General features: G+C 42.3%; 7 protein-coding genes. 1 reads left to right on the forward strand and 6 read right to left on the reverse strand.

What is annotated here, in order from left to right; all coding sequences use genetic code 11:
- Positions 1 to 10: 10 nt before the first annotated feature.
- From QM629_RS18845 to QM629_RS18865, 5 genes are all read right to left on the reverse strand, one after another.
- Positions 11 to 820, reverse strand: a complete 810-nt coding sequence (locus tag QM629_RS18845; protein WP_415161454.1) for an SDR family NAD(P)-dependent oxidoreductase — start codon at positions 818 to 820, stop codon at positions 11 to 13.
- Between the two features lie 268 nt (positions 821 to 1,088).
- Positions 1,089 to 2,528, reverse strand: coding sequence for a putative oxidoreductase C-terminal domain-containing protein (locus QM629_RS18850; RefSeq protein ID WP_415161455.1), 1,440 nt, complete (start codon positions 2,526 to 2,528; stop codon positions 1,089 to 1,091).
- Positions 2,529 to 2,700: 172 nt separating this feature from the next.
- Positions 2,701 to 4,146: a Gfo/Idh/MocA family oxidoreductase gene (locus QM629_RS18855; protein ID WP_415161456.1), complete on the reverse strand. Its 1,446-nt coding sequence runs from the start codon at positions 4,144 to 4,146 to the stop codon at positions 2,701 to 2,703.
- 21 nt (positions 4,147 to 4,167) lie between these two features.
- Positions 4,168 to 4,995, reverse strand: coding sequence for a ThuA domain-containing protein (locus QM629_RS18860; protein ID WP_415161457.1), 828 nt, complete (start codon positions 4,993 to 4,995; stop codon positions 4,168 to 4,170).
- Positions 4,996 to 5,283: 288 nt separating this feature from the next.
- On the reverse strand, positions 5,284 to 6,459 hold the full coding sequence (locus QM629_RS18865; protein WP_415161458.1) for a PmoA family protein: 1,176 nt from the start codon (positions 6,457 to 6,459) through the stop codon (positions 5,284 to 5,286).
- A 447-nt stretch (positions 6,460 to 6,906) separates the two neighbouring features.
- Between QM629_RS18865 and QM629_RS18870 the strand changes: the two genes are divergently transcribed.
- Positions 6,907 to 7,959, forward strand: a complete 1,053-nt coding sequence (locus QM629_RS18870) for a LacI family DNA-binding transcriptional regulator (RefSeq protein ID WP_415161459.1) — start codon at positions 6,907 to 6,909, stop codon at positions 7,957 to 7,959.
- Between the two features lie 579 nt (positions 7,960 to 8,538).
- On the opposite strand, the gene QM629_RS18875 is transcribed toward QM629_RS18870, so the two are convergent.
- Positions 8,539 to 9,633, reverse strand: a complete 1,095-nt coding sequence (locus QM629_RS18875) for a metallophosphoesterase (RefSeq protein WP_415161460.1) — start codon at positions 9,631 to 9,633, stop codon at positions 8,539 to 8,541.
- Positions 9,634 to 9,858: the final 225 nt, after the last annotated feature.

The raw sequence follows: 9,858 nt of genomic DNA on the forward strand, positions 1-9,858 counted from the left end.
TAGTTAGAAATTAAAAACCGATAGAATTGCCGCCATCAACGGCCAGTACAGCGCCGGTTATAAAGCGTGCACCTTCAGAGGCAAGAAAGGCAGCGGCATAACCGATATCATCCGGATGCCCCAGTTTTTTCATGGGCGTTCTTGCAAGTACCCGGTTCATGCGATCGGGATCGCTGCTTAGGGCTTTTGCCGACATATCTGTTGCTATAAAGCCCGGCGCAATACAGTTTACCCGAATGCCTTTTTCAGCCAGCTCTACTGCCAACGCCCTCGTCATGCCTTCAATAGCTGTTTTTGAAGCGGTGTAGGCAATCACTTTAGGCAGGCCATAGTGCGCCGCCATAGAGCTTATCATTATAATGCTGCCCTGCTGTACGGCAGCCATTTGCCTGGCCACTTCCCTTGTAAGGGCAAACACAGCCTGCTGGTTGGTTAAGATGATGTTTTGAAACTCTTCATCGGTTACTTCAAGCGCTTCTTTTTTCATGTTGATACCGGCATTGTTTACCAGTATGTCAATCGTGTTTGAATGTTGTATCAACTGTTCAACAAAAGCAGGAATGGCGCTGAGGCTTGAGAGGTCAATACTGATGCAGCTACAACCGTTGCCAATTTCGCTGCAGGCTTTTTGAAGCTTGCTTTCATCGCGGCCTGCTATAATAACTTTAGCGCCATTGCTTGCCAATGCTTTTGCTATGGCCAGGCCCAAGCCGCTGCCGCCGCCGGTTACCAATGCTGTTTTGCCCCGGAGTGAAAACACTGATCGTGCTGTGTTTTCAGAAGATGATGAATGATGAATATTTTCCTGCAGGGGGTGCATGTTTATAGATTTTGAATAATAAAAAATTATATTTCAGCAATGTTTGATTTTATGATTTATTGAGATGTTTTGAACCAACAATCAAACAAAGCAACTTGCACGTCATGCCCGGCTTGACCGGGCATCTGCTCTTAAAAATTTACGCCGTGTATTATTTCCTGGTTTTTAGGATTAATAGAGCAGATTCCCCCGACGCGTCGGGGGAATGACGGCGAAGTAATTGATTGATTACAGGCTGATTCAAATTCAAAACTTCTCAGGTTAAAACTCATTGCTTATTTGTTGCTATATCCAGTGCCTTTGTTGCCGTATAATATTTGGCTAACATGCCGGGCACTTCCCATCCGGGAAGCTTTTTCTCTTTTAAGTATTGCAGGTATCTTTCCATTACCTGAGCAAAATGCGCTTCGTGGCCTACATCGTATTTTTCGGGTATTACAACTTTAAATCCTTTGTTGACTGACTGAACTGTAATACCGGGATATTTTTCATTCAATTTTTCTATGGCTGTATTTAATGTATCTGCAAAATTTTTTGAGTTATTGTTTGGCCGGATATATAATACCGGCTTATAATTTTCTGCTGCGCCCTGTTTTATTTCCAGGGAGGCTTTTGTGCCTTTTAATAAGGAATAATGCGAATCGCCACCGGCAGTGGCTTTATATTCCCAGCGCGGCGTTATACGTGCATGAACACCTTTTATTACATAGTTTATTTCGCCGTTGGCATGTGTTTGCAATACGGTATCATTGGTAATATATGGCTGAAGGAAAGCAGGAAACTTATCTTCTTTTGTAATGGCTGCAAACTGCGATAAGGTAAGCGGCGTTGGCCATATACGCGCATTGGTTATATCAATATCCTTTGTAAAATCAATGATGGAATCAGGAAAGCATTCCCATTGAATAAGATCAAGCAAGTGCGTGCCTACATCTGTTATGGCATCGCCCTGCTGTCCGGGATCGAAGAACCAGTCGGGCCTTGTTAATACATTGCCGGAAACATATTTATAGAAGTAATGAATGCTTTCCATTCTTACTGCCGGATCATCTGTTGTGCCCTTTTGCAATTCGCCAAACACAAACGGTATATGTGCCAGTTCTTTTTGCAGGGTGTTTGTAATTTCAGAGCGTTCGGTCATTATATCATACAACAGCACATTGTTTTTTGCGGCTGTGCTGAAAGCTTCCTGCAGCACATTAAAATCGCCTGAATTAATGGCCATGGGTTTATCGCCCAATACATTTAAACCGGCTTCCACAGCGCGTTTTATATAATCTGTTTTTTGCTGGTTATTGCCGGCAAGCACTACAACATTACCTGCTTTTTCGCCCAGCATCTTATCAAGATAATCGCTGCCGGTATATAATTTCTCCACCCAGTGTGTGGGGTTATCTGCGCGATGGTTATATTGATCTATCAAAGCAAGGTGCGCCTGCAATTCATGGCCTTCCGGTGCATACACATGTACCACCGAATCAATTTCGGGGTACATATTTTTTTGTACCAGCGCAGCATGAAAATGGCCGGGCGCCAGCGTTATTAAGCGCACTTTACTGCTGTCTTCAGCGGATGCGTTTTCAGTTGAAGAAGTGTTGCAGCTCATGTTCATCATCAACAAAAAAATTATAGATAGATAAGTTGCCCCGTTATTAAGCAAATCAAATCTTTGCTTTTGTTTTTTGTTACTTTCTTTTATCTCATTCATTATGTTTTTTATTTGTTTCGATGAAAGATGATTTGCCAATGTTAAATAATGAATAAATGTCATTTAATTAAGCCTTATCTTGACCTCACCCTAAATCCCTCTCCAAAGGAGAGGGACTTTTATCCACTACCGGTTGGTGTCTTCACCTATCGGTATATTGATAATTGTTTTTTTATTTAGAAACAAGCGTTCTTACATCATATTCCTTATTAATCTGGTAAGGCCAGCGCTGGCTGCGCATGAGCATAAAGTTGGCTTCATCATCATTTTTAAACATTTCTTTTTCTGCATCCCAATACAGTTTTCTCTTTAACTGGAAAACAATATCATTCAATAAACACACCGTGCATGCACGATGGCCCACTTCAATCGGTGCAATATTCAATTCCCTTGTTCTTATGCTGTTCAGCCAGTTGCCATGATGATCGGTGCTGTTGATTAAATGAATTTCATTGGGCCCAATTTCAGAAGTAAGTATTTTAGGATCGCTTGCATCGAGGGCCTTTGCTTTTGCGGCGTTTGAAGCCGGATCGCTTGCCGTTACGGAATAATTACCCCGGGTAACAAAAATCCATCCATCGCTGCCAACGAATTTTACACCGTTGGGATATTCATTGCTTGCCAGCACTTTTACCGTATCGCCGTTTACATTAAAAATGGTTTCTGTTTTAAAGTTGCCATGCACATCCCATAAAGCATTGGCCGGCGGCCAGTCTGCCGTGCCTGATATTTCTATTGGGCCCGTATGTTCTGTACCAAGCCCCCAATTGGTAATATCAAAATGATGAGCGCCCCAGCCGGTTATCATGCCGGCGCCGAATTGCCGACAACGCAGCCAGCCCGGCCTTGAAAAACTGCCATCCTGCGGATGCACCAGCTTTTCTGTATATGGAACATACGGCGTTGAGCCCAGCCATTTTTCATAATTGAGGTTGGCAGGTATAGGCATTTCATGTTCAGGCGTGCTTTCTTTCGGATCATCAACCGGCAACCCCACATAAACCGTATGCACTTTGCCGATGCGGCCGTTGCGCACCAGCTCGCATGCTTTTTTAAACTGCGGCATGGAGCGTTGCTGGCTGCCTATCTGGAATATGGCGCCGGCTTTTGCAGCGGCGTCACTCAATATCCTGCCTTCGGCAATAGAAAGCGAGGCCGGTTTTTCCATATATACGTCTTTGCCTGCCCGCACGGCAGTTATGGCAGGAATTACATGCCAGTGGTCGGGCGTGCACACCAACACGGCATCAATATCTTTATTGGCAATAAGGTCTTCAAAATGTTCATAGCCTTTTGTGCCGGTGTAAGATGAGCCATTCTTTTTTGTATAAAAACCATCCACAAACTGCTGCGCTTTTTTTAAGCGGTTGCTGTCGAGATCGCACACAGCAATCATCTTCGCATCATCATGCTTTAAAACACCCGGCATATCCCATTCTGTGCCTATGCGGCCTGTGCCGATAACGCCCACATTAATAAGATTGGAGGGCGCATTTTTACCTAAGACCCTTGCCGGGACAATGGTTGGAAAATTGCTGAGAATGGCTGCGCCCCCGGCGCCTTTTAAACTGGTCTTGATAAAATTTCTTCTTGAGCCTGATGCGTTTTTTGTAGTCATGTTAAGCAAGCTTTTTATTATTTAATATGGCAGTGGATCGTTTGGTGATTTGGCATGCGCTTTTGAATAATCCAATGGTTTTTGTTTATTTAAAACCCACTGCAAACCGCCCGTGATATGTTTGCGGAACTCCGGTTCTTTGTATGTGGCGCTGTCATGCCCTAAAGACGTGTACCATTCCCTGCCGCCATCAAATTCATGGCACCATACAGAAGGAAATGTGTTGCCGTATATAACAGGCTTGCCTTTATCATCAACCGTTGAAAGGTCATGCACCATTAAAACATGTATGTCCGGGTTTATTTCTTTTGTATAATAACATTCGTCATCCCGCTTCCATGTGTTTGACAAGAATGAGGTGGAAGGATTATTATGGTCTATAATGATTTCTGTAAACGGCTGGTGCTTTGCATGGCGCTCAAACGTGCCGCCCACAAGCCTTTTGAACCAGGGCCAGTTTCTTTCCGTGCCTGTAACAGAATGAATGCCCACAAAACCGCCGCCTGCTTCTATGTAGTGCATCAGGGCAAGCTTTTGCGCATCGTTATCAAACACATCGTTATTGGTGCTTGTAAAAATGAGCGCATTGTATTGCTTTAAATTATCATCATTAAATTTTGCAGGATCGTCTGATACATCAACGGCAAAACCATTTTGTGCACCCAACTCCTGTATGCACCTTGCTGCCGAAGCAATATTATCATGCACATAGCCCTTGCCATTTTTTGTGTAAACAAAAACTTTTACTTTCTTCCAGGTAACATTATTTGCCGCTGTTTCTTTTTGTGTTTTGCAGGCGCATAATGCCGTTATAATAAACAGGAAGCTTAGCGCAATAAATTTTCTCATGTGCCAACTATTATTAAGTCAATGGTGAATTGTCAATAGTGAATAGCGGTTCAATGTCGTTTGCTTAAGAAAAATATTCAATATTCAGCTTAGGAGCTGTCTAAAAATTATTTCGTTCTTGCACGTCTTTCCCACGAAAGTGGGAATCTGCTTCAGTTTTCAAGTGCAGATACCCGATCAAGCCGGGTATGACGATGACCTTGTTGTGCTTATTCATACTTTTAAAATATATAACCATGCTTAATGGTGTTTGAAATTTCCATTTTCAGACAGACTATAACAACTCTCTTATTTATTTTTTTGTATGCTGATGGCCGGCGGCTGTGCAAAGGCCTTCCATATTGCTTCCGCTTCCCTGGCTGTTATCGTTCCATCATACACCAGCATCCTGTATTTTAATACATTGTTCTTACCAGGCTGCAATTCCCAGCTTTTTGTTTTTGTAGGGCTGAAACTAAAGAACACATCGCCCCTTCCATTCATTTTTTCAGGCCATACACGAATGGGCTCAGGAAAGTTGTAATTGGTTGGATAACTCATAAACTCAATGCCTGAGTGCCCCTGCTTCATATCGCCATCAACGGTGCACCAGCGCGCTACGGAAGAATCGGCATCCTTTCTTGTCTTACCCTCTGATGTAAGTACTTTGCTGTTGTTATCATTCCAGTCGGGTGCAGCACGGAAGCCAAAGCCGCCATAGCGGTATTGTTCCAGTGTTATCGTATCGTCTTCCGCATTATTCAGCGTTGAAGTAAAATCAACCAGCCACACATGCTTGCCGGTGTTATACACACGCACATCCCACACTTCATTCATAGCGATGGACTCATCGCCCTGCTGCGGAATATTAAACGCAATATGATTTTGCAAAGCCCTGAAACCTGCATACACGGCGCCTGCATCTTTATTGATAAAACCGGCAAAACGCACTGTGCCTTTTTTGTCGCCGAGGTTCCAGAAATCAACTTCTTTTCCTTTATATAAAACATGCGTCCATGGGTTCCAGATGCCTACGTGGTGGTAATGATCTTTGGGATTGATCTGCGTAAGCACATTGCCTGCGGGAGACCATAAAGGATGTATGAAACCGCTGCGTTTGAATGCCGTATCAACGCCAGCAGGCGGGTAATGCATGCGGTAATTATATTGCAATACGTTTTTATTATATGCCTTTATAACGAGTGCAGAATCGTCTTCCACCTGTAAGGGGCTTTGCTGCCGCTGCCTGTTTTTTTCTGCGGATAATGTAAATGTTCTTTTGGAGGAACTGGTTTGTGGTGTAAGCATCCACCATAAAAAGCGGTGATAATTTTGTTCCACCTGGCAGGGCACTTCAACCGCGCCGTTTTTACTTATTTCTTTTAATACAAGTACTGAATCGTTTTGTTGTGTTATATCATCAAGGTCAATATATACAGGTACGGCAACAGTTGCAGGTTGTGCATTCACCGTTAATGTTGCCAACTGCTGGCAATTTGCCTTAAAGCAGACAGGCGATAATATCGTAATCAGAAACAATGTACAGGTGAGACCCTTTTTCATGTGACTTCAGCAATCGTTTACAGAATGTGTTGAAAACAAATGTATAGAGATGGCAACGTGAAAACAATAGCATGGTTTTTGAAAAAATTATTGCTAACATTGCAAACGTTTCCGGAAACGTTTGCAATGTATTTTATTTAATATTCCGCTAAAAAAATTTGAAAATAATTATTGATGATGGTGTTTTGTTGTAATTTGTCCAATATGCTTAGCCCTGTTTGCTAAAAGAGGCCGCCGGGATTGATCGTGGGAAAATACAGGCGGGCAATAAGCTGTAAACGCTGCGATGACCAGACATGCTGCTGATAATTTTTCAATAAACAATTTTGTATATCTTCTATGCATAATTAAATTTTTGTGGTAACAAGCATGGGCCCACTTCACGATATAACGATTAAAGACATTGCACAGCGCTTAAACGTATCCGTATCAACGGTGTCGAGGGCATTGCGTGGCAGCACCGATATAAAAAAAGAAACGCGGGAACTGATATTGCAGGTTGCCAGCGACCTTAATTATATGCCCAACCCCATTGCCCTTTCATTAAAAGATAAAAAAACGAAAGTGATTGGCGTAATGGTGCAGGAGATAGCGAACAATTATTGCTCGGCCACCATTGCAGGCATTGAAGAATATGCCAATAAGATGGGTTACCAGGTGCTGATTTCGCAGAGCCATGAAAAATACGACCTTGAAGTGATTAATACGCACTTACTGGCATCGAGAAGGATTGACGGCATGATCATCACCATATCGAACGAAACAAAAAACACTGCGCACCTGCAGGAGTTGATTGATAAAGGCATACCGGTGGTTATGTTTGACAGGGTTTGCGCCAGGCTGCCTTCGCATAAAGTGGTGGTGGATGATTATGAAGGTTCTTATAATGCCACACAACACCTCATACAACAAGGCTATGAACACATTGCCCATTTAACCATTTCGCCCGGCCTTGCCATAACACAAAACAGGCTAAAAGGTTATAAAGACGCGCTGAAAACCTACGGGCTTATAACCAGGAAAGAATGGATTATACATTGCGATTTTAACCTGGCCGGAATGGAAAACAGCGTACGCAAACTGCTATTAAGCCCTAACCGGCCACGGGCCATTTTAAGCTCGGTAGAACGCCTGTCAATGGTATGCTTAAAGATCATGAAACAACTGGATTTAAAAGTGCCTGATGATGTTGCCATTGCCGGTTTTTCTGATAACCCTGTCAGCAGTTTTTTAAGCCCCACACTTACTGCCGTTACCCAGCCAACATTTGAAATTGGACAGCATGCTGCGGCTTTATTGATAAACCAGATTGAAACAAAAGAAACGCCCAAAGAATATACAACCATTCAGCTTAAAACCACGCTGGACATACGTGAATCATCCCTGGCAGGAAAGAAGCCCGTAAATGCTTTACAGGCATAATAACAAGCCTTGCAGAAAATCGAAGCAACAGTGTTCAAAACATCAAGTTAAAGGCGAATAATGGATGAAACAATGTTTTAAAACCTTAATAGAAATGCATCCGAAAGCTATAAAGCCTTAACCTTATTAAGCTAACGTGAGTTCGGGATAAGCGATATGTTTAAAGCTTGCAGACAGACCTCACCTAAGTCCTCCCGAATGGCCGGGACAGGTTCTCCAAAGGAGAGGACTTCCGACGCCCTAAAACTCATAAAGCATGCAAAAAATCATGTTTTTTCTTGCCCTTCTCCTTTGGAAATGCAAAGCATTCATTGAGGCAATTTAAAAATATATATGCACGAAATAAAAGGGTTGGGATGAGGTCGGAATAACAATCTAAGCTTATCCCGAACTCACGTTAAGCTATATTTTATTGCTTGCAGTAATAAGGTTAAATTTCTTATCCGAACTTTTTTCTACTAAGGTTTCAAAGACTTGCGAGACCCGGGATACAAAGCAGTGATCTTTTGTTTTATTTTCTCCGTGCTTTAGCGGTTTTGTGACAAAACATTACTTAAGACGGCTTTGTTATCCTGAATATTATGACAGCAAACCCTCCAGTTCATTCAATTTAATTTCTTCCAGCACTTCGCGTTTGGCAACATTGTTTTTTGTTTGCCATTTTATTAAACGGATGTAACCATCTGCTATTTCTATACCCGTTATATCGCCATCATCAAAACAACAGCAGCCACTGTTGAAATAAGATGGGATTATCCTGGAAAAATCAGGCGCTGTGGGGTTTACAGGCTTCGCTTTGGCTATCTCTCCTTCTATGGTTTTTAGTGCAGCATCATCTTTATTCTTTTGCGCTTCGGCAAGCCTTACATATAATCTTTCCAGGTGCGTTAGCGACATGAATACAGGCTGATGCGTATGGCCTGTTATCAGCAATACATTTTTTTCGGCGTTGCTCCATTCGTACATAATGGTGTTGTGCAGGGATTTTAACTGGTCGTTGAAGGCCGGCGTATTGGGATTGATATCGAGCAAACCCTGTACCGGCCCCCAAACAGTAGATACAAACCATTTACTAAACCAGTTGCCATCGCTTTGCAAATCTCCCTGGTGGCCATGTGTAAGATAAATTTGAAATGGCCGTTTGTTTAAAGTAGTTGCAAGAATGCAGCCTTCATATACCGGCACCTTTTCACCATAAATACTTTCCAGTTGCATCCACGCAAGCGGATCGTTTGCCCAATACAGATCGTGGTTGCCGAATATTTTTATAAACCGTTTTTGTTGTATGAATAATTTTTCTTTTTCAAACGAAACCCTGTTATGTTTTTTTACCTGGAAAATATTATTCTCCCATAATTCTTCCCCATCGCCAAGGTTGATGAACGAAAAACTTTCTTTAAAATAATAATCCAGGGCAGCAACATAACCCTGTTCACAAATTGCAAAATCATCGGCTTTATTTCTTGCGCCTTTATGCTGATCGGAGAATACAATTATTTTTTGCGAAGCTGCGTTGAAAGGAATAATCAGCCCTTTCTTTTTATCGCCGTTTAGAATTTTTGAATGCAGTTCTGTAAGCGAAGCAAATACCCTTTCTTTATCAGGCCGTGAAGAAAATTTTTCTGCCAGGCGTAAAACAGGCTTTCGAAAGAGTTTAATAAGCAGTTTCTTCATGCAGCATAAAAATAGGTTACAGATGGCAGAAGGCTATAAAAAATAAGGATTATAACAGGGCAGACGCATTAAAATTTTAAATGTATAAAAAGAGGCGTAGCCTCGAAAAAATATTGTAAAAACGGGTTTCAACCCGTTTGAAACCACCAAAATGTTGTTGAGAGCCATCGGCTCGTTACATTATGCATCCCCGAATAGTCGGGGCAGGCTGTGCCGCTGGCACTC

It is taken from the genome of Parafilimonas sp., assembly GCF_047606085.1.
Taxonomy (GTDB): Bacteria; Bacteroidota; Bacteroidia; order Chitinophagales; family Chitinophagaceae; genus Parafilimonas.

Coding starts and splice junctions, on each gene's coding strand:
- QM629_RS18845 (WP_415161454.1), bottom strand. CDS start 820: ATGCACCCCCTGCAGGAAAATATTCATCATTCATCATCTTCTGAAAAC.
- QM629_RS18850 (WP_415161455.1), bottom strand. CDS start 2,528: ATGAATGAGATAAAAGAAAGTAACAAAAAACAAAAGCAAAGATTTGAT.
- QM629_RS18855 (WP_415161456.1), bottom strand. CDS start 4,146: ATGACTACAAAAAACGCATCAGGCTCAAGAAGAAATTTTATCAAGACC.
- QM629_RS18860 (WP_415161457.1), bottom strand. CDS start 4,995: ATGAGAAAATTTATTGCGCTAAGCTTCCTGTTTATTATAACGGCATTA.
- QM629_RS18870 (WP_415161459.1), top strand. CDS start 6,907: ATGGGCCCACTTCACGATATAACGATTAAAGACATTGCACAGCGCTTA.
- QM629_RS18875 (WP_415161460.1), bottom strand. CDS start 9,633: ATGAAGAAACTGCTTATTAAACTCTTTCGAAAGCCTGTTTTACGCCTG.